Source organism: Bacillus sp. SIMBA_031 (assembly GCF_046535225.1).
Lineage (GTDB): Bacteria > Bacillota > Bacilli > Bacillales > Bacillaceae > Bacillus > Bacillus velezensis.
In genome coordinates this window covers 1-250 of sequence record NZ_JAWRXC010000511.1, presented here as the reverse complement: position 1 = coordinate 250, position 250 = coordinate 1, and the positions used below count along the sequence as shown (strand labels likewise).

The 250-nt window shown below is 35.6% G+C and carries 1 protein-coding gene; it reads left to right on the top strand.

From position 1 onward, the window contains the following. On the top strand, positions 1–250 hold a 250-nt coding region (locus SB724_RS21195), incomplete at both ends, for a helix-turn-helix domain-containing protein (protein ID WP_410572972.1).

Genomic DNA, 250 nt, shown 5'->3' with positions numbered 1-250 from the left:
CATCATTAGAAAGGAAAAAGGCTATACGCAGAAGCAAGTAGCTGATTATATATCAACTGATGTATCCAACTACAGCAGAAAAGAAAGCGGTGATGTAAGGATTATACCTGATGAATGGGAAAGAATTGCCCATTTTTTAGAAGTTCCATTGGACGAGATTTACGAAGACGAGGACGCTAAAGTAATTGTCAATAATGACCATCCAGTATTTAATTATACTTCTACCTCTGCAGGATTAATTAATAATCAG